Annotated in this window: 20 protein-coding genes; 15 read left to right on the forward strand and 5 right to left on the reverse strand. The window is 73.9% G+C overall.

Annotation, left to right across the window (positions count from 1 at the left end; all coding sequences use genetic code 11):
- Positions 1-7: 7 nt before the first annotated feature.
- On the reverse strand, positions 8-757 hold the full coding sequence (locus ACMXGY_RS18470) for a PAS domain-containing protein (protein ID WP_483774421.1): 750 nt from the start codon (positions 755-757) through the stop codon (positions 8-10).
- A gap of 109 nt (positions 758-866) precedes the next feature.
- On the opposite strand from ACMXGY_RS18470, the gene ACMXGY_RS18475 reads away from it, so the two are divergent.
- The gene (locus tag ACMXGY_RS18475; protein WP_483774422.1) at positions 867-2,213 is read left to right on the forward strand and encodes a molybdopterin molybdotransferase MoeA; all 1,347 of its coding nucleotides are present in this window, start codon (positions 867-869) and stop codon (positions 2,211-2,213) included.
- A 16-nt stretch (positions 2,214-2,229) separates the two neighbouring features.
- Here ACMXGY_RS18475 and ACMXGY_RS18480 read toward each other — a convergent pair whose 3' ends face one another.
- Positions 2,230-2,901, reverse strand: a complete 672-nt coding sequence (locus tag ACMXGY_RS18480) for an AIM24 family protein (protein WP_483774423.1) — start codon at positions 2,899-2,901, stop codon at positions 2,230-2,232.
- Positions 2,902-2,992: 91 nt separating this feature from the next.
- Here ACMXGY_RS18480 and moaC point away from each other — a divergent pair, with 91 nt between their 5' ends.
- The 4 genes from moaC to ACMXGY_RS18500 are packed head-to-tail and all read left to right on the forward strand — an operon-like array spanning position 2,993 to position 4,666.
- A complete protein-coding gene (gene moaC, locus ACMXGY_RS18485) occupies positions 2,993-3,463 on the forward strand; it encodes a cyclic pyranopterin monophosphate synthase MoaC (protein ID WP_483774424.1) in 471 nt (156 codons plus the stop codon).
- Positions 3,463-4,137 carry a molybdenum cofactor guanylyltransferase gene (gene mobA, locus ACMXGY_RS18490; protein ID WP_483774425.1) on the forward strand — a complete coding sequence of 225 codons (675 nt, stop codon included), beginning with the start codon at positions 3,463-3,465 and terminating at the stop codon, positions 4,135-4,137. The genes moaC and mobA overlap by 1 nt, the downstream gene beginning before the upstream one ends.
- Positions 4,134-4,427 (forward strand): DUF6457 domain-containing protein, encoded by a 294-nt coding sequence (locus ACMXGY_RS18495; RefSeq protein WP_483774426.1) that lies wholly within the window; start codon positions 4,134-4,136, stop codon positions 4,425-4,427. The genes mobA and ACMXGY_RS18495 overlap by 4 nt, the downstream gene beginning before the upstream one ends.
- Positions 4,428-4,429: 2 nt before the next feature.
- A complete protein-coding gene (locus ACMXGY_RS18500; protein ID WP_483774427.1) occupies positions 4,430-4,666 on the forward strand; it encodes a MoaD/ThiS family protein in 237 nt (78 codons plus the stop codon).
- A 68-nt stretch (positions 4,667-4,734) separates the two neighbouring features.
- Here ACMXGY_RS18500 and ACMXGY_RS18505 read toward each other — a convergent pair whose 3' ends face one another.
- Positions 4,735-5,244: a MogA/MoaB family molybdenum cofactor biosynthesis protein gene (locus ACMXGY_RS18505; protein ID WP_483774428.1), complete on the reverse strand. Its 510-nt coding sequence runs from the start codon at positions 5,242-5,244 to the stop codon at positions 4,735-4,737.
- A gap of 217 nt (positions 5,245-5,461) precedes the next feature.
- Here ACMXGY_RS18505 and ACMXGY_RS18510 point away from each other — a divergent pair, with 217 nt between their 5' ends.
- The 5 genes from ACMXGY_RS18510 (at position 5,462) to ACMXGY_RS18530 (ending at position 13,493) form a co-directional block, all read left to right on the forward strand.
- Positions 5,462-9,457 (forward strand): nitrate reductase subunit alpha, encoded by a 3,996-nt coding sequence (locus tag ACMXGY_RS18510; RefSeq protein ID WP_483774429.1) that lies wholly within the window; start codon positions 5,462-5,464, stop codon positions 9,455-9,457.
- Positions 9,458-9,471: 14 nt separating this feature from the next.
- Positions 9,472-11,307 (forward strand): nitrate reductase subunit beta, encoded by a 1,836-nt coding sequence (gene narH, locus ACMXGY_RS18515; RefSeq protein WP_483774430.1) that lies wholly within the window; start codon positions 9,472-9,474, stop codon positions 11,305-11,307.
- Positions 11,304-12,056, forward strand: a complete 753-nt coding sequence (gene narJ / locus ACMXGY_RS18520) for a nitrate reductase molybdenum cofactor assembly chaperone (RefSeq protein WP_483774431.1) — start codon at positions 11,304-11,306, stop codon at positions 12,054-12,056. The genes narH and narJ overlap by 4 nt, the downstream gene beginning before the upstream one ends.
- On the forward strand, positions 12,053-12,811 hold the full coding sequence (narI, locus tag ACMXGY_RS18525) for a respiratory nitrate reductase subunit gamma (RefSeq protein WP_483774432.1): 759 nt from the start codon (positions 12,053-12,055) through the stop codon (positions 12,809-12,811). The genes narJ and narI overlap by 4 nt, the downstream gene beginning before the upstream one ends.
- Before the next feature lie 115 nt (positions 12,812-12,926).
- Positions 12,927-13,493, forward strand: coding sequence for a DoxX family membrane protein (locus ACMXGY_RS18530; RefSeq protein ID WP_483774433.1), 567 nt, complete (start codon positions 12,927-12,929; stop codon positions 13,491-13,493).
- Between the two features lie 121 nt (positions 13,494-13,614).
- On the opposite strand, the gene ACMXGY_RS18535 is transcribed toward ACMXGY_RS18530, so the two are convergent.
- The gene (locus tag ACMXGY_RS18535) at positions 13,615-14,103 is read right to left on the reverse strand and encodes a GNAT family N-acetyltransferase (RefSeq protein ID WP_483774434.1); all 489 of its coding nucleotides are present in this window, start codon (positions 14,101-14,103) and stop codon (positions 13,615-13,617) included.
- A gap of 187 nt (positions 14,104-14,290) precedes the next feature.
- Here ACMXGY_RS18535 and ACMXGY_RS18540 point away from each other — a divergent pair, with 187 nt between their 5' ends.
- Genes ACMXGY_RS18540 through ACMXGY_RS18550 form a run of 3 tightly spaced genes read left to right on the forward strand, consistent with a single transcriptional unit; the run spans position 14,291 to position 17,722 of the window.
- On the forward strand, positions 14,291-14,695 hold the full coding sequence (locus tag ACMXGY_RS18540) for a TOBE domain-containing protein (protein WP_483774435.1): 405 nt from the start codon (positions 14,291-14,293) through the stop codon (positions 14,693-14,695).
- Positions 14,696-14,721: 26 nt separating this feature from the next.
- Positions 14,722-15,507 (forward strand): molybdate ABC transporter substrate-binding protein, encoded by a 786-nt coding sequence (modA, locus tag ACMXGY_RS18545; RefSeq protein WP_483774436.1) that lies wholly within the window; start codon positions 14,722-14,724, stop codon positions 15,505-15,507.
- Positions 15,508-15,526: 19 nt separating this feature from the next.
- A complete protein-coding gene (locus tag ACMXGY_RS18550; RefSeq protein ID WP_483774437.1) occupies positions 15,527-17,722 on the forward strand; it encodes an ABC transporter permease in 2,196 nt (731 codons plus the stop codon).
- 6 nt (positions 17,723-17,728) lie between these two features.
- Here the strand turns inward: ACMXGY_RS18550 and ACMXGY_RS18555 are convergent, their stop codons facing one another.
- Positions 17,729-18,433, reverse strand: coding sequence for a FadR/GntR family transcriptional regulator (locus ACMXGY_RS18555; protein WP_483774438.1), 705 nt, complete (start codon positions 18,431-18,433; stop codon positions 17,729-17,731).
- A gap of 120 nt (positions 18,434-18,553) precedes the next feature.
- Here ACMXGY_RS18555 and ACMXGY_RS18560 point away from each other — a divergent pair, with 120 nt between their 5' ends.
- Positions 18,554-19,114 (forward strand): gluconokinase, encoded by a 561-nt coding sequence (locus ACMXGY_RS18560; RefSeq protein ID WP_483774439.1) that lies wholly within the window; start codon positions 18,554-18,556, stop codon positions 19,112-19,114.
- 60 nt (positions 19,115-19,174) lie between these two features.
- Positions 19,175-20,557, forward strand: a complete 1,383-nt coding sequence (locus ACMXGY_RS18565; protein WP_483774440.1) for a GntP family permease — start codon at positions 19,175-19,177, stop codon at positions 20,555-20,557.
- The last annotated feature ends 26 nt before the right edge of the window (positions 20,558-20,583 follow it).

A 20,583-nucleotide genomic window follows, 5' to 3' on the forward strand; every position in this document is an offset into this window, starting at 1 on the left:
GCCCGCCCTACGAGCGCGACGGCTCGCGTCGGCGCGCGAGCTGCGCCTCGTGGGCCCGCGGACGGGCGACCGGGCGGACGGCGGCGAGCGCCCCCGCGACGGTGGCCTCCGCCGTCGGGCCGGTGCCTCCGGCCTTGGCGAGCGACTTCATGACCTGCGCCGCGGTCTCGTGGACGGGCACGCCGGCCTCGGCGGCCGCCTCGGCGAGCAGGCGCGCCGCGTTGACGTCGTCGACGCCGTGGACGGCCATGAGCACGCCCTTCGCCTGCTCGACGGCGGCGGCGGAGACGAACGCCCTGGTCACGGCGCGGTTCGCCTCACGGTCGACCGCCTCGCGCTGCACCGGGCTCACGTCGACGACGTACCCGGCGATCTCGACGACGCGCCCGCGCGCGTCCCGTCGGCCCTGGCCGGTCACGACGACGGAGCGCGCCTTCCCGTGCCCGTCGACGATCCGGTGGGCGCACGAGAACGGGCGGCCGGAGCGCAGCGCGTCCGTCGCGGTGCGCACGACGCGCGAGCGGTCGTCCGGGTGCTTGCGGCTGCGCAGCGCGTCGAGGCTCGGCTCGACGTCGCCAGGCTCCCAGCCGTGCATCGCGTACACCTCGTCCGACCACCACCAGGTCCCGGTGCCGAGCTCGACGCGGTACTGACCCACGAGGAGGTGGGTGCCCACGCCGAGCACCTCGGCGAGGACAGCGGGACGCACGGGGGTGAGCTGCTCAGGGGTGTCGGCAGTCACGGTGTTCGGGGCCATGTCAGTCCTCCCAGGTTTCGGGGGGTTTCTCGGGCCGCTTCATGACTCCGCCATCCAACCTAGTCCACCTCGCCGAGGACGGCACCTGGACCTCGGCTACGGTTCGGCCATGGACCGCGAGCCGCGCCGGACGATCGCCCAGCATCTCGAGGACGCCCTCGCGCTCGTCCGGCCGACGCCCACGACGGACCTGCCGCTCGAGGACGCGGTCGGGTCGGTCCTCGCGGCCGACGTCGTGTCCCGGCTCGACGCCCCGGCGTTCGACTCCTCGGCGATGGACGGCTACGCGGTGCGGGGGGCCGACGTCGCGGGCGCGTCACCGGGCTCGCCCGTGACCCTGCGCGTGGTCGCGGACGTCGCCGCGGGCGACGGCGGCGAGGTGGACCTCGCCGTGGGCGAGGCCGCCCGGATCATGACGGGAGCGCCGGTGCCCGCGGGCGCGGACGTCGTCGTCCCGGTGGAGCGCACGTCGACCGGCCGTTTCACGCCCGGAGTCTCGGGGAGCGGCCCGGCGACGGTCGCGATCCACGACGCCTCCCGCCGCAACGTGCGGGTCCGGGGCGAGGACGTGCGGCGCGGGGACGTGGTGGTCGAGGCGGGGGTCGTGCTGAGCGCGCGGCACGTGTCGGTGGCGGCGTCGGCGGGCCACGCAACGGTGCCCGTGCACCGCACGCCGCGCGTCGCCGTCCTCTCGACGGGGAGCGAGCTCGTCGCTCCGGGCACGGATCCCGGGGCGGGTCAGCTCCCCGACTCGAACTCCGTGCTGCTCGCGGCGTCCGCGCGGTCCGGCGGTGCGGACGTGGTGCGTCGTGGTGCCGTCGGCGACACCGCGGGCGCGCTCGTCGCCGCGCTCGACGCGTTCCTCGATGCGTTCGACGGCGGGGCGCCCGACCTCCTGGTGAGCACCGGCGGCGTCAGCGCGGGGGCGTTCGACGTCGTGCGGGAGGTGCTCGACCCCGCGACCCGGGCGGGCACGGCCTGGTCGGACGCCGTGACCGACGCGCGCGTGGTCGCCGTCGGCATGCAGCCCGGCAAGCCGCAGGGCCTCGCGCGCTGGCGCGGCGTGCCGTGGCTCGCCCTCCCGGGGAACCCGGTGAGCGCGTTCGTCTCGTTCGAGCTGTTCGTCCGGCCCACGATCGACCGCCTGCGCGGCCTCCCCGAGCCGCGCCCCACGCTGGTCGAGCGTGTCGCGGCCGAGGGCTGGCCCTCCCCCGCGGGCCGCGAGCAGCTCGTCCTCGTCCGCCACACCGAGCCCGACGGCGACCGCGTCGCCCCCGCGGCCCGCCACCACCGCCGCGACGACGGCGGAGCCACCGGACCGGGCGCGGACCGAACGCGCGGCTCCGGGTCGCACCGCGTGAGCGCCCTCGCCCATGCGGACGCCCTCGCCCTCGTCGCGGCGGACGTCACCACCGTCGCCCCCGGCGACCCGGTCCAGGTCCTCCGCCTGCCCTGAGCAGCGCCCCCGAGGACTACTTCTGCGCGGGCGGAGGGTGCCCCTCCGACGCCTGCACGACGACGATCCCCTGCCCCTGGAGCGCCAGCTGGTACGCCTCCCCCGACCCACGGCCGATCGCGGCCGAGAGCTTCGCCGTCTTGCGGATCGAGGACTGCAGAGACGTCGACCACAGCACGGCGGCCTGCATGTCGACGTAGGTCGGGACGTCCACGTTCAGCACGACGGGCGTGCCGAACGCCGTCACGGCGAGCGCGCCCGTCCCGGTGAAGGTCGTGTTGAACAGCCCGCCGCTCATCATGGACGCGCCCTCGACGCGGTTGATGTCCCACGTGAGCGAGCTCTCGAACGCGAGGACGTTCGCGCCGTTGACGGTGACGCCCTCGTCCTCGAGGTGCAGCACGAAGACCTGGTCGGCCTCCTGGGCGAGGAACACGTCCCCGCTCCCGGACACCTTCATGAGCGACATGCCCTCTCCGGTGAACGCCTTCTTGAACATCTTGCCGAGGCCGCCGCTGCCCTCGTACGCGAAGTCGACGTCGCCCTGGTAGGCGACCATCGAGCCCTGCTTGGCGAAGAAGAACCCGCCGGTCCCACGGAGGTCGACCTTGAGCATGCGGTCGTTCTGGAGCTGGAAGCTGCCGGGCTCGACGGAGCGTTCGGCGTGATCGAGGAGTGAGCTGCGCATGCCGTCGATCCTGCGGCACGCGGAGGCCCGTGGCAACGCTCACGCGCCGGGCCCGCGGCGGGATCGGCGGCGACCGTGGAAGAGTGGGCGCATGAGCTTCACGCACCTCGACGAGCGCGGGCACGCGCGCATGGTGGACGTCACCGAGAAGCAGCCGACGGTCCGGTCCGCGACGGCGACGGGCGTCGTGCGGTGCTCGCCGCACGTCGTGGCGGCACTGCGCGACGGCGCGGTCCCGAAGGGCGACGTGCTCGCCGTCGCGCGCATCGCGGGCATCGCCGGGGCGAAGCGCACGGCGGAGCTGCTGCCGCTCGCGCACGTCATCGGGGTGCACGGCGCGGTCGTCGACCTCGAGATCGGCGACCACGGAGTCGACGTCACCGCGACCGTGCGCACCGCCGACCGCACGGGCGTGGAGATGGAGGCGCTCACCGCCGTGGCCGTGGCCGGGCTCGCGGTGGTCGACATGGTCAAGGGCCTCGACAAGTCCGTCGAGCTCACGGACGTGCGCCTCGTCGCGAAGACGGGCGGGAAGTCGGGCGACTGGCACCGCGAGCCGTGATGCCCCCCGTCGACGGTTCGGGTCCGGGCGAGGTCCGGTACGACGCCGTCGTCCTCGCCGGGGGTCGCGCGGAGCGGCTCGGGACGCCCAAGCCCGGCCTCGTGGTCGCGGGCCGTCCCCTGCTGGAGCACGCCCTCGCGGCGACGTCGGGCGCCCGGCGCACGGTCGTCGTCGGGCCGCACGAGCTCGCGGCCCCCGACCGCTACGTGCTCACGCGCGAGGACCCGCCGTTCGGCGGGCCCGTCGCCGGCATCGCGGCGGGCCTCGCCGCGCTGCCCGACGACGGCCGCGCGCCGTGGGTGCTCGTCCTCGCGTGCGACGTACCCCGGGCCGCGGAGGCGGTCCCCGCGCTGCTCGCCGCGGCGCGCGGGCTGCCGGACCGGTCTGCCGTGCGTGCCGTGCACGCGGTGCGCGACGGGCGGGAGCAGTGGCTCGTCGGGCTCTACCGGCGCGCGGCGCTCGAGGAGTCGCTCGCCGCGCTGCCCGCCGTGCACGGGGCGGCCGTGCGCCGGCTGCTCGCCGACCTGCCGGCGCTCGCCGTGCCGGACGAGTCCGGCGCCACCGACGACGTCGACACGTGGGAGGATGCCCGCGAGCACGACCGCCGAGCGACGTCCGCACCGGGCACGCAGCCGGCAACCGTCGAGCAGCACGAGGGCAGGAGGCCACGATGACGAACCTGGAGCGCTGGGTCGACACGCTCGCGAGCGACCTCGACCTCGACCCGCAGGTGGTCGACATCGGCGCGATCCTCGACCTCGCTCGCGACGCCGCGCACGGCATCGAGCGACCCGCCGCGCCGCTGACGACGTTCGTCGCGGGCTACGTCGCGGGCCTCGCCGCGCACGACGGGTCAGGTCGCACCGTTCAGGACGTCCTCGACCGGGCGGCCGAGCTCGCGCTCGCGTGGACGCCGGAGCCCGAGCTGCCCGGCACGGCGGTGCCGACCGAGCAGCAGGACTGATCGTGGCGACCGTCCGCTACTTCGCCGGCGCGCGCGAGGCCGCCGGGACCGAGACCGAGTCGGTCGAGGCCCGGACGGTCGGCGAGCTGCACGCCGCTCTCGTCGCGCGGCACGAGGCGCTCGCGGACGTGCTGCCCCGGTGCTCGCTGCTCGTGGGCGGTGTCCGGGCGTCGAGCGACGACACCCCGGTCGGCACCGACGAGACCGTCGACGTGCTGCCGCCCTTCGCCGGCGGCTGACCTGACTCGTGCCGAACAGGTGATCCCGGTGCGTCACGCCCACCGGACCGGCCGAGATCGCCTGGTCGTCAGTGGTCGCGGCCTCCGAGCTGGGCGACGACGTGCGCGAGCAACGGTTCCAGGACGGCCCAGCCGTCGCGCACGCCGCCCGTCGACCCCGGGAGGTTGACGACGAGCGCGCGCCCGCCGGGTCCTGCCACCACCCCGGCGATCCCCCGCGACAGGACGGCCGCCGGCACGTGCTCCGCGCCGCGGCGGCGCAGCTCCTCCGCGATGCCGGGGACCTCCTGCTCGACGACCTCGCGCGTGCCCTCCGGCGTCAGGTCGCGCGGCCCGACGCCGGTCCCTCCCGTCGTGAGCACGACGCGCGCTCCCCCGGCGACCGCACGGGCGAGGGCGTCGCGGACGGAGGCGACGCCGTCGGGCACGAGATCCGTGACGACCGCCCAGCCGGCGGCCTCCGCGAGACCCGCGAGCAGCGGCCCGGAGCGGTCCTGGGCCTCGCCGCGCGAGCAGCGGTCGGACACGGTGACGACGGCGACGACGGCGCCCGTCCTGGCCGGGGCGGGAGTGCTCATGCGGTCACCGTAGCGACCGGCGACCCCCTCCTCGCGCGGCGGGTCCTTCGACGCGCGCGATCGTCCCCACCTGGGCATAGTGGCTGTGGACCGACCCCCGCCGACCCTGCTCGCCCCAGGAGGCTCGCATGTCGCACCCGTCCGTGGCGCCGGTGCCGCCGACGCACAGGCCCGTCCTCTCGTCGTCGAGTCCGGCCATGGACGGCGGGAGCCCGACATGACGACGACGTCGGACGGGCCGGTCGAGGACGCGCTGCTGCGGCTCGGCAAACACCTCAGGAAGGGCGAGGTGTCGGACGACCTGCGGCAGGTGTTCCTCACGGGTGGGCGCCAGGGCGACGTGTTCTACCGCGACCGGTGGTCCCACGACAAGGTCGTGCGCTCCACCCACGGCGTGAACTGCACCGGGTCGTGCTCGTGGAAGGTGTACGTCAAGGACGGCATCATCACCTGGGAGACCCAGCAGACCGACTACCCCTCCGTCGGGCCCGACTCCCCCGAGTACGAACCCCGCGGCTGCCCCCGCGGCGCCGCGTTCTCCTGGTACACCTACTCCCCGACGCGGGTGCGCTACCCCTACGTTCGCGGCGTCCTGCTGGACCTGTACCGGCGGGCGAAGAGCACCGTCGGTGGTGACCCGGTGCTCGCGTGGGAGCTGCTCACCTCAGACCCCGACGCCGCCCGCACGTACAAGGCCGCCCGCGGCAAGGGCGGGCTCGTGCGCGCCACCTGGGACGAGGCGGCCGAGATCGTCGCCGCCGCCCACGTGCACACCATCAAGACTTACGGCCCCGACCGCGTCGCCGGGTTCTCCCCCATCCCCGCGATGTCGATGGTGTCCCACGGCGTCGGCGCCCGGTTCGTCCAGATGCTCGGCGGCACCATGCTGTCGTTCTACGACTGGTACGCCGACCTGCCCGTCGCCTCGCCCCAGGTCTTCGGCGACCAGACCGACGTCCCGGAGTCCGCCGACTGGTGGAACTCCACCTACTGCATCATGTGGGGCTCCAACGTCCCCGTCACCCGCACCCCCGACGCCCACTTCATGACCGAGGCCCGCTACCGCGGCCAGAAAGTCATCGTGGTGTCGCCCGACTACGCGGACAACACCAAGTTCGCCGACGAGTGGCTCGCCCCCCACCCCGGCACCGACGGCGCCCTCGCCCAGGCCATGGGCCACGTCGTCCTCACCGAGCACTACGCGCAGCGCCGCACCCCGCAGTTCGCGGAGTACGCCGCGCGCTTCACCGACCTCCCGCACCTCGTGACCCTCACCGAGCACGACGGCGGCGACGGCACCGGCGTCACGTACGTCCCGGACAAGTTCCTCACCGCGGCAGACCTGCCCGACGGCGTCGGGCACCCCGGCGACGACACCGCCGCCTCGCCGAACGCGCACTTCAAGACCGTCGTCCTGGACGCCGACGGCACACCACGCGTCCCGAACGGCAGCCTCGGCCACCGCTTCGGCGAGGCCGACGCGGGCCGCTGGAACCTCGACCTCGGCGACATCGACCCCCTGCTCTCCGCCGCCGACCCCCACGGCGTCTTCTTCGGCGCCCCCCAAGCACCCCCGACCCGCGACACGATCCCCGACCGCCCGCCGTCACCGGACCAGGGCTCTACCTCGGCAGACCAGGGCTCTACCTCACGGGACCAGGGCGACGGCGCGGCCAGCCCGAGCACCGACGCTGCCCCCGGCGCCGGACCCGACCACGCCACCACCACGACCACGACCGCGACGTACGAGACCGTCGCCGTCGCCATGCCGCGGTTCGACCTCGACCCGGCCCCGGGCGACGAGGCGGGGGCGCACCTGGGCGGCGCGGGCGTCGTCGTGCGGGGTGTCCCGGCGCGGAGGATCGGCGGGAGGCTCGTGACGACGGTGCTCGACCTGCTGCTCGCGCAGTACGGCGTGAACCGTCCCGAGCTGGGCCTGCCGGGCGAGTGGCCCTCCGGCTACGACGACGACACGACGCCCGCGACCCCGGCGTGGCAGGAGCGCTTCACGGGAGTCCCGGCGGCGGCCGCCGAACGCATCGGGCGCGAGTTCGCGCAGAACGCGCTCGACTCCGGCGGGCGCTCGATGATCATCATGGGCGCGGGGACGAACCACTGGTTCCACTCGGACACGATCTACCGCGCGATGCTCGCACTCACGACGCTCACGGGGTGCCAGGGCGTGAACGGCGGCGGGTGGGCGCACTACGTCGGGCAGGAGAAGTGCCGCCCGGTGACGGGGTGGGCGCAATATGCGGGCGGCCTGGACTGGTCGCGGCCGCCGCGGCAGATGATCGGGACGGCGTTCTGGTACCTCGCGACGGACCAGTGGCGCTACGACGGGCTCCCGGCCGACGCGCTGGCGTCGCCGCTGGCGCAGGGCCGGTTCACCGGGCGCACGACGGCGGACACGCTCGTCGAGTCGGCGCAGCGCGGCTGGATGCCGAGCTACCCGACGTTCGACCGCAACCCGCTCGACCTGGTGGACGAGGCGCGCGCGGCGGGCAAGGAGCCGGCGCAGCACGTCGTCGACGAGCTGAAGGCGGGGAACCTGCGGTTCGCGTGCGAGGACCCGGACGACCCGGCGAACTTCCCGCGCGTCGTGACGGTGTGGCGCGCGAACATCCTCGGGTCGTCGGGCAAGGGGAACGAGTACTTCCTCAAGCACCTGCTGGGCACCGACGCGGCGGTGAACGCCGCCGAGGCGGGTCCGGACCGGCGTCCGCGCTCGATGACGTGGCGCGACGAGGCGCCCCAGGGCAAGCTCGACCTGCTCGTGACGCTCGACTTCCGCATGACGTCGACGACGCTGTTCTCCGACGTCGTGCTGCCGGCGGCGACCTGGTACGAGAAGCACGACCTGTCGTCGACGGACATGCACCCGTTCGTGCACTCGTTCAACCCGGCGATCAACCCGCCGTGGCAGACGCGGACGGACTTCGACATCTTCCACACGCTCGCGGGCAAGGTGTCGGAGATGGCGACGACCCACCTCGGGGTGCGCGAGGACCTCGTCGCCGCGCCGCTCGCGCACGACACCCCGGACGAGATGGCCGTGCCGCACGGCGCGCTCACCGACTCGGGGCAGCCCATGACCGAGCGCGAGCTCGTGCCGGGCGTGACGATGCCGAAGCTCGTCGTCGTCGAGCGCGACTACCCGGCGTTCGCGGCGCGCATGGCGTCGCTCGGGCCGCTCACCGAGAAGGCGGGCATGGTCACCAAGGGCGTGCACTTCTCCCCAGGGCCGGAGGTCGCGGACCTCGGGCGCCGCAACGGCGTCGTCCCGAGCGGCCCGACGGCGGGCCGCCCACGGCTCGACCGGGACACGCACGCGTGCGAGATGATCCTCGCCCTCTCGGGGACGACCAACGGCCGGCTCGCGGTGCAGGGCTTCGAGAACGTGGAGCAGCGCACGGGCACTCGGCTCGCCGACCTCGCGCTCGACGAGCAGGGCAAGCGCGTGACGTTCCCGGACGTGCAGTCCCGCCCGACGCCGGTCATCACGTCTCCCGAGTGGTCCGGCTCGGAGCACGGCGGGCGCCGGTACAGCGCGTTCGTCGTCAACGTGGAGCGGCTCAAGCCGTGGCACACGCTCACCGGGCGCCAGCACTTCTTCCTCGACCACGACTGGATGACCGAGCTCGGCGAGCAGCTCCCGGTGTTCCGGCCGCCGCTGGACATGCACCGCCTGTTCGGCGACTCGCCGGTCATGGGCGACACGACGCCGTCGGGCTACCCGGGGTCCGCGGGCCACGCGGAGGTGGCGGTGCGCTACCTCACCCCGCACAACAAGTGGTCGATCCACTCGGAGTACCAGGACAACCTCTTCATGCTCTCGCTCTCGCGCGGCGGCCCGGGGATCTGGATGAGCCCGCAGGACGCGGCGAAGATCGGCGTCGAGGACAACGAGTGGATCGAGGCGTACAACCGCAACGGCGTCGTCGTCGCCCGCGCGATCGTCACCCACCGGATGCCCGAGGGCACGGTCTACATGTTCCACGCGACAGACCGCACGATCGACGTCCCGCTCGCCGAGACGTCCGGGCTGCGCGGCGGGATCCACAACTCGCTCACGCGCATCCTGCTCAAGCCGACGCACCTGGCCGGGGGCTACGCGCAGCTCTCCTACGCCTTCAACTATCTCGGCCCCACAGGGAACCAGCGTGACGAGATGACCGTGATCCGCCGCCGGTCGCAGGACGTCCGGTACTGAGAGGGGGCAGGCAGATGCGAGTCATGGCGCAGATGTCGATGGTGATGAACCTCGACAAGTGCATCGGGTGCCACACGTGCTCGGTCACGTGCAAGCAGGCGTGGACGAACCGCACCGGGGTCGAGTACGTGTGGTTCAACAACGTCGAGACCCGCCCCGGCCTGGGCTACCCCCGCACCTACCAGGACCAGGAGAAGTGGCAGGGCGGTTGGGTGCGCACGAAGAAGGGCAAGCTCAAGCTGCGTGCCGGGGGACGGGTCAAGAAGCTCGCGACGATCTTCTCCAACCCCAAGCTGCCGTCCATCCACGACTACTACGAGCCGTGGACGTACGAGTACGACATGCTGCTGTCGGCTCCCCAGGGCCAGCACACCCCGGTGGCGCGGCCCAAGTCGCTGCTCACGGGCGACGACCTGAACATCTCCTGGTCGGCGAACTGGGACGACGACCTCGGCGGCTCCACGAAGACGATGGCCGACGACCCGGTGCTGCAGCACATGTCCGAGCACGTCGCGACCGAGCTCGACAAGACGTTCATGTTCTACCTGCCCCGCATCTGCGAGCACTGCCTCAACCCGTCGTGCGTGGCCTCGTGCCCGTCCGGGGCGATGTACAAGCGGGCCGAGGACGGCATCGTCCTGGTCGACCAGGACGCGTGCCGCGGGTGGCGCATGTGCGTCACCGGCTGCCCCTACAAGAAGGTGTACTTCAACCACAAGACCGGCAAGGCCGAGAAGTGCACCCTGTGCTACCCGCGCATCGAGGTCGGCCTGCCCACCGTGTGCTCCGAGACCTGCGTCGGAAGACTGCGCTACCTCGGCCTCGTCCTGTACGACGCGGACCGGGTCGGGGAGGCCGCCGCGATCGAGGACGAGCACGACCTCCTCGCCGCGCAGCGCTCGGTGTTCCTCGACCCCCACGACCCGGAGGTCGTCGCTGCCGCACGCGCCGAGAGCATTCCCGACGACTGGATCGACGCCGCGCAGCGCTCCCCCATCTGGGAGCTGATCAACCGCTACGAGATCGCCCTGCCCCTGCACCCCGAGTACCGGACGATGCCCATGGTCTGGTACATCCCGCCGCTGTCGCCCGTGGTCGACGTCGTCGCGGCGTCGGGCAACGACGGCGAGGACGGGCGCACCCTGTTCGCCGCCATCTCCAAGATGCGCATCCCGCTGGAATACCTCGCCGGACTCTTCACCGCCGGGGACACCGCCCCCGTCGAACGCGTCCTGCGCCGCCTCGCGGCGATGCGCGCGGCGATGCGCGAGGTCAACCTCGGCAACCCCCTGCCCGAGGAGATCCCGGCCGCCGTCGGCATGACGGGGACCGAGATCGAGGCGATGTACCGGCTCCTGGCCATCGCCAAGTACGAGGACCGCTACGTCATCCCCACCGCCCACACCGAGATCGCCCGCGAGCTCGACGAGCTCTCCTGCTCCCTCGACGTCGACGGCGGACCGGGGATGGGCGGCATGGGGCTGACCGGCGCGGGCCCGTTCGGGGAGACGTCCGGCAGCCCGGTACCGGTCGCCGTGGAGAACTTCCACGTGCTCCAGGCCCGCCAGACCGCGGACTCCCCCTACGGGCCCTCGACGCCCGGCCGCGTCAACCTGCTCAACTGGGACGGCAACGGCCGCCCGCCGGGCCTGTTCCCTCCCGACGAGGAGAGCGGCGTCGGCGCGACGGGCGGGGTCGCCGCCGGAGCGCCCGGGTCGCTCCCCGGCGGGCGGCAGGACGCGCGTCACGACACCCTGTACGACGGCGGCCCGGGCAGCGGGGCTCCGGGCGACCGGTCCCTGGGCACGGGGAACGGCGATGGCACCGGCACCGGCGGGACCGAGCGATGAGGGCGCGCGCGCTCCTGCCGACGCCGGCCCTGCGCCCCGGCGCGAGGCCGCGGGGTCCGCAGCCGGACCACCTGGACCCCTTGCCGTCGTCGGGCACCCAGCGACGCACGGCCCACATGGCCGCGTCGCTGCTGCTCGCCTACCCCGACGACGACCTGCTCGCCGCGGTGCCCAGCGTCCGGGCCGCCGTGCTGGGCCTGCCGGGCCCGGTCCGCGAGCGCCTCACCGCCTTCTGCGACCTGCTCGCGACGCACGCGGGCGGGCATCTGGGCGACCTGCAGGCACGCTACGTCGCGACGTTCGACCTCAAGCGCAAGTGCGCGATGTACCTGTCGTACTACGCCGCGGGGGACACGCGGCGGCGCGGGACGGCGCTCGTCGCGTTCGTCGAGGCGTACCGGGCCGCGGGCTGGGAGGTCACCGGCTCCGAGCTGCCCGACTACCTGCCGACGGTGCTCGAGTTCTCCGCACGCGCCACGGGCGACGACGCGCTCATCGCGGCGGGACTGCTCGCGTCGCACCGCGACGGGATCGAGGTGCTGCGGACCGCTCTCGCGAGCATGTCGAGCCCGTGGACGGGCGTCGTCGAGGCGGTGTGCCTCACGCTGCCGCCGCTCGACGAGCGCACCCAGCAGCGGTACGTCGAGCTCGTCACCGCGGGCCCGCCCGCCGAGCTCGTCGGGATGGAGCCGTTCGCGCTCGCGCCGTACGGCGCCGGACCGTCGGCGGACAGGGAGGTGGCGCGATGAGCGACGTGAGCACGGGCGAGATCCTGCTGTGGGTCGTGTTCCCGTACGTGACGTTCGCGGTGTTCGTCGTCGGCTCGGTCTGGCGCTACCGGTACGACAAGTTCGGCTGGACGACGCGGTCGAGCGAGCTCTACGAGAAGCGGCTCCTGCGCCTCGGCTCGCCGCTGTTCCACTTCGGGCTGCTGTTCGTGATCCTCGGGCACCTCATGGGGCTCGTCATCCCCAAGTCGTGGACCGAGGCGGTGGGCATCAAGGAGGTCGCCTACCACTTCGTCGCGACGTACATGGGATCGGTCGCGGCCGTCGCGCTCGTCGCGGGGCTGCTCATCCTCATCTACCGACGGCGCACGACCGGCCCCGTCTTCCGCGCCACCACGCGCATGGACAAGGCCATGTACGTGCTCCTCGCGGCGTCGATCCTCGTCGGCGCGTGGGCGACCGTCGAGACGCAGCTCCTCGCGGGCGGCCACGGGTACGACTACCGCGAGACCATCTCGCCCTGGTTCCGCTCGCTCTGGTACCTGCAGCCGCAGCCCGCGCTCATGGAGGGCGTGCCCGCGGCGTTCCAGCTCCACATCGTCGCGGCGAACCTGCTGTTCATCCTGTGGCCGTTCACGCGCCTCGTGCACGCGTTCTCCGCCCCGGCGCCGTACCTGTTCCGGCCGTACGTCGTGTACCGGTCGCGCGACACCAGCGTCGCCGCGCGCGCCCCGCGCCCGGGCTGGGACCCGTCGGAGCGCCCGGGCCGGCGCTGAGGGTTGCCCGGGGCACGGGTGAATTCGCGGGCGCGGCGCACGGAACCTCCGCTCGCACGCCTCCTTCCAGGGGCGGTCATCCCGACCGCTCCCACCACCTGGAAGAGGTACGACGATGTCCACGACCGCCCCGACGTCCGCGACACCACCCACGGCCCGGCAGCCGCGAGCCGCCCGGCCCCCGCTGCCGTCGTCGCGACGCACGACGACGATCGCCGCCCGCGTCGACACGGTCGTCGCCGCAGCCGTCGACAGGACGGCGAGCTTCCTCACGCGCTGGTCCGTCCCGGCGCTCCGCGTCGCGCTCGGCCTCGTGTTCCTCGGCTTCGGCGCCCTGAAGTTCTTCCCCGGCGCCAGCCCCGCCGAGTCGATCGCGGCACGGACCGTCGAGACGCTCACGTTCGGGCTCGTCGGCGGCACCGCCGCGGTGATCTTCACGGCGCTGCTCGAGGTGTTCATCGGGCTCACGCTCGTCACCGGCCGGCTCCTCAAGACCGGTCTGCTCGCCCTCGCCGTCGCGATGGCGGGCATCCTGTCCCCGCTCGTCCTGTTCACCGGCGAGCTCTTCGGCGACGGCGTGACCCTCCTGGGCCAGTACGTCCTCAAGGACGTCGTCCTCGTCACCGGCGCGTCCGTCGTCGCCGCCGTGGCCCTCGGTGCGCGGCTGAAGCTCGACGCATGACACCGAGGCGCCACGCCTTCCCCGACCCGACGAGCGACCCGCGGACCCCGTGACCGGCACCGGTCACGGGGTCCGTCGTCGTCCGCGGTCGTGCGAGGGGAGTCGCGGCCAGGCCGTTCGGTCACGCCAGCGCGAGGGTGAGGTACACGCTGTTCGGGTCGTCGGTGTAGTCGGCGAACGGCGCGCACGGGACGAACCCGTGCCGCGCGTACAGGCGTCGTGCGGGCGCGAAGTAGTCCTCGCTCCCCGTCTCCAGGCTGACGCGGTCGAGGCCCCGGCCGCGGGCGTCGTCGAGCAGGAACGCGAGCACCGCCGCAGCCACACCCCGCCCCCGGGCGGCCGCCGTCGTGCGCATCGACTTGAGCTCCCCGAGCGCGGCGTCGTGCTGCTTGAGCGCGCCGCACCCCAGGAGCGTCCCGTCGTCGGCGCGCGCGGTGACGAACGTGATCTCGGGTACGCGCAGCCGCTCGACGTCGAGCGCGTGCACGCTCTCCGGGGGCGACGTCGCGAACATGTCGTCGAGGTGCTCCTGCAGCAGAGCCAGTACGTCGTCGGCCGTCGGGTCCTCGACGGCGACGCGCACGTCGGCCCGGGTGGTCGTCTCGCTCACCGCTCGAGCGTGCCACATCCCGGCACGTCGAGAGATGCACGAAGCGCTCGAGCGATGCACGTCCGGGTGCATCCCTCGAGCGCACGTGCATCTCTCGGGAACGGCGACGCCGACGCGACGGCGTCGCGTCATGCCGGTCCACGTCCCCGAACACTAGTTCCGTAGATGCGGGTCTATCCTGACGTTCATGCCGCATTTTCGGATTCGGGAGGCCGCAGGCCTCCTCGGGGTCAGCGACGACACCGTCCGCCGCTGGGTCGACTCCGGCGATCTGACGGCGAGCACCGACGACGCCGGGCGCAAGGTCGTCGACGGCGCGGAGCTCGCGCGGTTCGCCGTCTCGCAGTCGCACCCGACGCCCGACCCGTCCGGCGTCGCACGGTCGGCGCGCAACCGGTTCGTCGGGATCGTCACCGACGTCGTGAGCGACACCGTCATGTCCCAGGTCGAGATGTTGTGCGGCGGCCAGCGCGTCGTGTCGCTCATGAGCACCGAGGCCGTGCGCGAGCTTCGCCTCGAGCCCGGGAGCCTGGCCGTCGCGGTCGTCAAGGCGACGACCGTCATCGTCGAGACGCCGGGCGGCGCGGCGTGAGCACCGTCCCCCGCCCCGGAAGGGCTGTGGGCGCGCCCACCGGCAGGGCGCTCGCGACCGCGATCCTGGTCGCCGCGCTCGCGGCGTGCGGGGGCGGGCCGGGAAGCGCCGGCGCCCCGGACGAGGAGCGGACGCTCACGGTGCTCGCCGCAGCGTCGTTGCGCGACGTGTTCACCGACCTCGCGGCCGACTTCGAGGCCGAGCACGAGGGCGTGGCCGTGACGCTGTCGTTCGCGGGGTCGGCCGACCTGGGCGACCAGATCCTCGCGGGCGCACCCGCCGACGTGTACGCGTCGGCGGACGAGCGAAGCATGTCGCGCGTGGTCGAGGCGGGCGACGCGAGCGACCCGGTCGCGTTCGCGACGAACACGCTGACGATCGTCACTCCGCCGGGCAACCCCGGGGAGGTCGAGACCTTCGCCGACCTCGCGCGCGACGACGTCAAGGTCGTCGTGTGCGCGCCGGAGGTCCCCTGCGGTGGTGCGACGGACACCGTCGCCGACGCCGCGGACCTGACGATCCACCGCGTGAGCGAGGAGGCGAACGTCACCGACGTGCTCGGCAAGGTCACGTCGGGCGAGGCCGACGCCGGCCTCGTGTACGTCACGGACGCGACCCTCGCAGGCGACGACGTCGAGGTCGTCGACGTGCCGGAGACCGACGCGGCGCTCAACGTGTACCCGATCGCCGTCGTCGCGGCGGCCGCCGACGCCGGACCGCAGCAGGCCGAGCTCGCGCAGGCGTGGGTCGACCTCGTGACGGGCGACGACGGGCAGGCCGCGCTGACCGCCGCGGGCTTCGGCGCGCCGTGACGCCCACGGACGGGCCCTGATGCGCGGCCTCCCCCGCTGGGTCCTCGTCCCGGCGGTGCTCGGAGCGCTGTTCGTCGTCGTCCCCGTGGTGGCGATGGTCCTGCGCGTCGACCTCGCGCCGGGACCGGACGGCACCGGGGGCCTCTGGTCGCTCGTCACCTCGCCGGCCGCCGTCGACGCGCTGGGCCTGTCGCTGCGCACGTCGCTCGCCGCGACGGCGTGCTGCGTCGTCCTCGGCACCCCGATGGCGCTGGTCCTCGCCCGCACGACGTTCCCCGGCCAGCGCCTCGCGCGCGCCCTCGTGCTGCTGCCGCTCGTGCTGCCGCCCGTCGTCGGCGGCATCGCGCTGCTCCACACGTTCGGGCGACGCGGCCTGATCGGGCAGCACCTCGAGGTCCTGGGCATCGAGATCGCGTTCACGACCACCGCCGTCGTCCTGGCGCAGACGTTCGTCGCGCTGCCGTTCCTCGTGCTCAGCCTCGAGGGCGCGCTGCGCACGCAGGACACGCGCCTCGAGGACGTCGCCGCGACACTCGGCGCCAGCCCGACGACCGTCCTGCGCCGCGTCACGCTCCCCCGCGTCCTGCCCGGCCTCCTGTCCGGCGCGGTGCTCGCGTTCGCGCGGGCGCTCGGCGAGTTCGGCGCGACGATCACGTTCGCCGGCGCGCTCCAGGGCGTCACGCAGACCCTGCCCCTCGAGATCTACCTCCAGCGCAGCGCCGACCCGGACGCCGCCGTCGCGCTGTCGTTCGTCCTCGTGGTGGTCGCCGTGCTCATCACCGCGGCGATCCACGGGCCGGGCGTGCTCGGCGCCCCCGGCACACGCGGCGCGGGCCGGGGCGCGGGCCGGGGCGCGGGAGGCGGGGAGGGGGCGCCGGGTCTACCATCCGCGGCTCGTTCCTCGCCGCTCCCGCCAGACCCGCCACGACCCGGCGCCCCCTCCCCGCCCCCCGCTTCGCCGTCGCCTCACCGTGGCGTCCCGCTCGTCACGCCCCGTCCGGCTGCGCTGGTCGTGCGCGCCGTCGTGCCGGAGCGCGGGCTCGACGTCGACCTCTCCGTCGCGCCGGGCGAGGTCGTCGCGGTGCTCGGCGAGAACGGTGCGGGGAAGTCGACGCTCGTGCAGGTCGTCGCGGGCCTCCTGACCGCCGGTGAGGTGCGCGACGCGCGGGTCGTCGTCGACGGCGCCGACTTCACCCGGGTGTCGCCGCGGCGTCGGGCCGTCGCCTGGCTGAGCCAGCGGCCACTGCTGTTCGAGCACCTCACGGTCGAGGAGAACGTCGCGTTCGGCCTCCGCGCGCGCGGCGTCCCGCGGGCGCAGGCACGGCGGTCGGCGTGCGACGCGCTCGCGGGCGTCGGGGCGGACCACCTCGCACGACGGCGGTCGTCCGACCTGTCCGGGGGGCAGGCGCAGCGCGTGGCGATCGCGCGTGCGCTCGTGACGGGCCCCCGTGTGCTCCTGCTGGACGAGCCGCTCGCGTCGCTCGACGTCGGGGTCGCGCAGCACGTCCGCTCCGTGCTGCACGACGCTCAGCGCGACCGGCCCCGCACGACGCTCCTCGTCACCCACGACCTGCTCGACGTGCTGCTCCTGGCGGACCGCGTCGTCGTGCTGGAAGGCGGCCGCGTCGCCGAGGACGGCCTCGTCGACGAGGTCCTCACCCGACCGCGGTCCCGGTTCGCGGCGCGCCTCGCGGGCGTCAACCTGCTCGCCGGGATCGTGTCGCACGTCGCGGTGCCGGAGCCGGTGGCCGCCGGACCGGGGGCGGCCGGCGCGTCCGCGAGCGGACTGCCGGGCAGTGCCACCACGGAGGACCCTGCCGAGCGCGAGGTGACGCTCGCCGTCGAGGGCTCGGGCGTCGTCGTCCAGGGGACCGCGGTGGACCCGCTCGTCGCCGGGACGACCGCCGTCGCGGTGTTCGAGCCGCGGACCGTGGCCGTCCACCGCGCGACGCCCGAGGGCAGCCCGCGCAACGCCTACCGGGTGGTCGTGACGAGCGTCGAGCCGCACGGCCCGCTGCTGCGCGTGTGGGGCCGCGTCACGCACGACGGGCCGGGCGCGCGCGCCGCCGAGGCCGGGACCGCCGTCGGGCACGACGCCGCCGCGCGCCTCGCCGCCGACCTGACTCCGCGCGCTGTGGCGGAGCTCCGCCTCACCCCCGGCGAGCATGTCTGGTTCGTCGTCAAGGCCGCCGAGGTCCGCGTCCACGCCCGCTGACTGCCGCTATCCGGCCTGCCCCTCCACCCCGCCGAGAGCGCGGCGGACCTCGCCGACGATCGCGGACATCGCCGCCTCGGCGGCGTGCGGGTCGCCGTCGGCGACGGCTCGCGCGACGGCCTCGTGCTGGTCGAGCGCCTCGGGGACGGGCGAGGCGGGCATGAGCCCGAGGTGCGTGCGCCCGCTCAGCACGGCCGCGACGACGCCGGCGAGCGCACCGAACATCTCGTTCCCGCTCGCGCGCAGCAGGAGCTCGTGGAACCGGACGTCGAGGCCGAGGAACTCCTCGAGGTCGCCCGCCTCGCCGAGCATCCGCATGCGCGTGGCGACACGCACGAGCTCGGCGCGCTCGTCGGCGGTCGCGTGCTGCGCCGCCCCGGCCGCGGCGAGCGGCTCGACGGCGTGGCGCAGCTCGGTGAGCGTGCGCAGCTGGGCGTCCCGGCCCGGGCCCTCGAGGCGCCAGCGGATGACGCGCGGGTCGAGCACGTTCCAGTCCTCGGCGCCGAGCACGACGATCCCGACGCGGCGCCCCGAGCGCACGAGCCCGAGCCCCTCGAGGAGCCGCATGACCTCGCGCGCGACGGTGCGTGACACCCCGAACTCGGAGCCGATCGACTCGAGCGTGAGCGGCGTGCCCGCGGGGAAGTCACCGCTGGTGATGCGGCGACCGAGGGAGTCCAGCACGGTGGTGTGCAAGACCGTCGTCGCCATGGACGCAGCCTAGTGGCGGCCAATGGTGTGATCAATCACTTGCGAAAGGTGCTACCAATACCGCACAGTGGGTTGCGCAGCGGCGACCACGACGGCGCCGCCCGACACGGAAGTCGACACATGGACACGGACGTCAGCACTACCCCGCCCGCCGGACCCCTGCCCCAGCACCTCGTCGTCATGGGCGTCGCAGGCTCGGGCAAGACCACCGTCGCGACGCTGCTCGCGCGGCACCTCGGCACCGAGTACGCCGAGGCCGACCAGTTCCACCCGCAGGCGAACATCGACAAGATGAGCTCCGGGACGCCGCTCACCGACGAGGACCGCTGGCCCTGGCTCGAGGCGATCCGCGACTGGCTGAGTGCGGAGGCTCAGGCCGGCCGCTCCGGCGTCGTGACGTGCTCGGCGCTCAAGCGCTCGTACCGCGACCTGCTGCGCACCGCGGACGGCCGCGTGCTCTTCGTCCACCTCGACGGCAGCCCCGAGCTCCTCGCGGAGCGCATGCAGCACCGCAGCGGGCATTTCATGCCCACGTCCCTCCTGCCGTCGCAGCTCGCGACGCTCGAGCCCCTCGCCGACGACGAGCCCGGCTTCACGCTCGACGTCGCCGCCGCGCCCGAGCAGCTCGTCGACGAGATCCTCGCGCGCACGGACCTCAGCATCGCCCCGGGAACCCGCTGACGCGGGCCGCACGACCCGAGCACACCGCCCAGACCCCCACCCACCGTCGACGGAGACCCCATGCCCCCCGAGGACTGGACCCAGACCCTGACCGCCGGACCGCTGCTCGCGATCGCCGCGGGCGCGATCGCGCTCCTGCTGTTCCTCATCATCAAGCTCAAGCTGCACGCGTTCCTCGCGCTCATCATCGTCAGCCTGCTGACCGCAGTCGTCGCGGGCATCCCGACGGGCTCGATCATCGAGGTCCTCACCGCAGGCTTCGGCACGACCCTTGCGACCGTCGCCCTGCTCGTCGGGCTCGGCGCCATGCTCGGGCGCCTCGTCGAGACGAGCGGGGGCGCGAAGGTCATGGCGGACTTCCTCATCGGGAAGTTCGGCGAGAAGCGCGCACCGTTCGCGCTCGGTCTGGCGTCACTGATCTTCGGGTTCCCGATCTTCTTCGACGCCGGGCTCGTCGTCATGCTCCCGATCGTCTTCTCGGTCGGGCGGCGGCTCGGCGGCTCGCTCCTGCTCTACGGCCTGCCCGTCGCGGGTGCGTTCTCCGTCATGCACATCTACGTGCCGCCGCACCCCGGCCCGGTCGCCGCGACCGAGTTCCTCGGCGCGAACATCGGGTTCGTCATCCTGCTCGGGCTCGTCGTGGCGATCCCCACCTGGTACGTCACGAGCTACCTCTTCGGTCGCTACATGGGGCGCCGCATCGACCTGCCGATCCCCGCGATCCTCGGAGAGGCGGACGAGGACCAGCTCGAGAACCCGCCGAGGTTCGGCACCGTCGTCACGATCCTGCTCCTGCCTCTCGTGCTGATCTTCGCCAACACCGGGCTCGACGCCCTGCGCGCGGCGGGCGCCGTCGACGCGGAGAACCCCGCCGTGCAGGTCCTGCGCGCGGTCGGCGCGACACCGGTGGCCCTGCTCATCACCGTGCTCGTCGCAGCGTGGGTGCTGGGCAAGCGGCGCGGGGTCAGCGGGACGGCGCTCGAGAAGACCCTCGACTCCGCGCTCGGCCCGGTGTGCTCGGTCATCCTCATCACCGGCGCGGGCGGGATGTTCGGCGGCGTCCTGCGGGCCACCGGGATCGGCGACGCGCTCGCCGACGTGCTCGGCGACCTCGGCCTTCCCGTGATCCTCGCGGGCTTCCTCATCGCGGCGATCCTGCGCGTCGCGCAGGGCTCGGCGACCGTCGCGCTGACGACAGCGGCCGGGCTCATCGCCCCGGCCGTGGAGGCGGGCGGGTTCAACCCGGTCGAGCTGGCCGCGATCGTCGTCGCGGTGGCTGCCGGGTCCGTGGTGCTCAGCCACGTCAACGACTCGGGTTTCTGGCTCGTCGGCAGGTTCTTCGACATGGACGTCAAGACGACGCTGAAGACCTGGACGGTCATGGAGACCGCCATCGGCGTCATGGGCTTCGCCATCGCGGCGCTCGTCTTCGCGGTCGCCTAGGTCCGGACCCGGTCGGGCGGCCGCCC

It is taken from the genome of Cellulosimicrobium sp. G4 BAM 1002, from assembly GCF_057126935.1.

Coding starts and splice junctions, on each gene's coding strand:
- ACMXGY_RS18565 (WP_483774440.1), top strand. CDS start 19,175: ATGCCCCCCGAGGACTGGACCCAGACCCTGACCGCCGGACCGCTGCTC.
- ACMXGY_RS18530 (WP_483774433.1), top strand. CDS start 12,927: ATGTCCACGACCGCCCCGACGTCCGCGACACCACCCACGGCCCGGCAG.
- ACMXGY_RS18475 (WP_483774422.1), top strand. CDS start 867: ATGGACCGCGAGCCGCGCCGGACGATCGCCCAGCATCTCGAGGACGCC.
- ACMXGY_RS18540 (WP_483774435.1), top strand. CDS start 14,291: ATGCCGCATTTTCGGATTCGGGAGGCCGCAGGCCTCCTCGGGGTCAGC.
- ACMXGY_RS18495 (WP_483774426.1), top strand. CDS start 4,134: ATGACGAACCTGGAGCGCTGGGTCGACACGCTCGCGAGCGACCTCGAC.
- ACMXGY_RS18560 (WP_483774439.1), top strand. CDS start 18,554: ATGGACACGGACGTCAGCACTACCCCGCCCGCCGGACCCCTGCCCCAG.
- ACMXGY_RS18480 (WP_483774423.1), bottom strand. CDS start 2,901: ATGCGCAGCTCACTCCTCGATCACGCCGAACGCTCCGTCGAGCCCGGC.
- ACMXGY_RS18555 (WP_483774438.1), bottom strand. CDS start 18,433: ATGGCGACGACGGTCTTGCACACCACCGTGCTGGACTCCCTCGGTCGC.
- ACMXGY_RS18505 (WP_483774428.1), bottom strand. CDS start 5,244: ATGAGCACTCCCGCCCCGGCCAGGACGGGCGCCGTCGTCGCCGTCGTC.
- ACMXGY_RS18470 (WP_483774421.1), bottom strand. CDS start 757: ATGGCCCCGAACACCGTGACTGCCGACACCCCTGAGCAGCTCACCCCC.
- ACMXGY_RS18510 (WP_483774429.1), top strand. CDS start 5,462: ATGACGACGACGTCGGACGGGCCGGTCGAGGACGCGCTGCTGCGGCTC.
- narI (WP_483774432.1), top strand. CDS start 12,053: ATGAGCGACGTGAGCACGGGCGAGATCCTGCTGTGGGTCGTGTTCCCG.
- mobA (WP_483774425.1), top strand. CDS start 3,463: ATGCCCCCCGTCGACGGTTCGGGTCCGGGCGAGGTCCGGTACGACGCC.
- narH (WP_483774430.1), top strand. CDS start 9,472: ATGCGAGTCATGGCGCAGATGTCGATGGTGATGAACCTCGACAAGTGC.
- ACMXGY_RS18550 (WP_483774437.1), top strand. CDS start 15,527: ATGCGCGGCCTCCCCCGCTGGGTCCTCGTCCCGGCGGTGCTCGGAGCG.
- narJ (WP_483774431.1), top strand. CDS start 11,304: ATGAGGGCGCGCGCGCTCCTGCCGACGCCGGCCCTGCGCCCCGGCGCG.
- moaC (WP_483774424.1), top strand. CDS start 2,993: ATGAGCTTCACGCACCTCGACGAGCGCGGGCACGCGCGCATGGTGGAC.